The organism is Endozoicomonas sp. SESOKO3 (assembly GCF_024606255.1).
In genome coordinates, this window is sequence record NZ_JAHHPR010000772.1 from 1 (window position 1) to 1,760 (window position 1,760).

Consider the following 1,760-nt stretch of genomic DNA (forward strand, 5'->3'; position numbering starts at 1 on the left):
CGACCGAGCTGGGCTATACCGACTGCGTTAACCTCCTGATCAATGCCGGGGCAGAGTGGGAAGGAGAGGCGGTGAATGAAACAGAAGTAATGTGTCATTTTCTCTAGCAGCCTGTCGGACTTAAGGCTGTCCTACTGCGGTTCATCCCAATATTGGGCAAGGGATGCACTGCGGTCGGACATGACCCTCTAGCTGTAGGAATCCCCGTCGCTAAGAGGGTATCAATTTAAGCAGCAGTGCCAATAGGCAGTTACCTTAACTGGAAACACCACAGGCCATGCGGGCACCGCCACCACCTAGTTTTTTGGGGTGATCGGAATGATTGTCGCCACCAGCGTGAATCATCAATGAGCGACCTTTTAAATCAGCTAATTTCAAGCGTGGTGCTAACACCGCTTGATTAGCATAACCATGGTGATCAACATAAAGAGCGGGCAAATCACCGAGATGACCATCTCCCCAGGAAGCAGCATGCTTTTTAGTGCCGTGAGGGTCATAGTGTCCACCTGCTGCCAGGCCTGCTACCCACTTACCGTTTTTTTGTTTGGCATCGCAGCTGGGATTTTGATGCACATGAAAACCGTGTAATCCAGGCGTCAGGCTATTGAGATCTGGGGTCAACACAACACCGTATTCCATTTCGCTAGCTGTCACAGTACCAATAGTTTTTTCTACCCCTTGCGCGCTTACCAGATTCATAGGAATGTTAATGTCTGCGATTGCTGGCAACGCTAGTGTCGCTGCAAGTAGCACAATATACTTTTTCATAATATCGTCCTCAAAATTTATAAGTTAGCGAAACAGCCGCATTCGCATCAGGACTATTAAAAAGTCTGTCTAGCATCAGCTCAAGGTAAAAGAATCTATCTTGGCGATAAAGATAATCTATTGAACGGCATGAGTAATCAGGCTAAGTACTCAGCCATACGGAATCGAATATTTCTGGCTTATTGGGCAGGTGCTCTGCAAGGCGCAACGACGGGAACATAGCAAGCTATGTGACCAGAGTTGTAACGCAGTCAGAGTGCCTGAACAATAAGTCAGAAAATATGATTTCGTATGGTTGAGTACTTAAGACTCTGTGGCACAATCCCGCTGTGGCCTGATGATTACGCGGAATTATCTCAGCAATTAATGCGAATGTCGTGGGAATAATAATAGCTGAAGCCAATCCACCAAAAATTCTCAGTACAACAGCCACCTCAAAAGAAGGAGCTAAAACAATAGCAGCCCCGTCAATGGCAAATGCACAAAGAGCGATCAATAGTAGTCGTGTTCTATCAACCCGATCTGAAATATACCCAAAAATAGGAGCTGCAATAGCATAAGAAATGGCATAACTTGCAATCAGCCAAGAAGCTTTGGTTGTAGACGTATCAAAAGCTTGAGCTAATGGACGCAACATAGATGACAACATAAACTCTGTTGCACCTACAAAAAAGACAGCCATAGTAAAAACGATAAGAGCTCCTCTTTTTACAGAAGAATCACTATTGTCAAATAGCATGGAATTCTCTTTTACCATTCGTTAATACAACCCTTCCGAATCAGCTTCATAAGTATTACGTAAAATATTGTCTAAAAATTCTTTGAAGCTAGTCTCAAAAACAAGCCCCCCTTTAGAGTTATACTTAAATAAGTCTGCATCCATACTACTATCAATAAAAAGTGCATAAGAGAATCGTTCCTGTTCATTCTTCTGTTCTGATCGTTGCTCCATTACCCTATGTGCGACAGCTGCAATCTGTGTTTCTGCATTC

At 44.0% G+C, this 1,760-nt stretch carries 3 protein-coding genes; all 3 read right to left on the reverse strand.

The window, feature by feature from the left end; translation table 11 throughout:
- Window positions 1-255 precede the first annotated feature (255 nt).
- Window positions 256-768, reverse strand: coding sequence for a superoxide dismutase [Cu-Zn] SodC (sodC, locus tag KDK18_RS13575; RefSeq protein ID WP_257255467.1), 513 nt, complete (start codon window positions 766-768; stop codon window positions 256-258).
- Window positions 769-994: 226 nt separating this feature from the next.
- Entirely contained in the window at window positions 995-1,507 is a 513-nt protein-coding gene (locus KDK18_RS13580) for an MFS transporter (protein ID WP_257255468.1), read from the reverse strand.
- Between the two features lie 21 nt (window positions 1,508-1,528).
- Window positions 1,529-1,760: hypothetical protein (locus KDK18_RS13585; RefSeq protein ID WP_257255469.1), on the reverse strand; the 232-nt coding region annotated here is incomplete at its 5' end.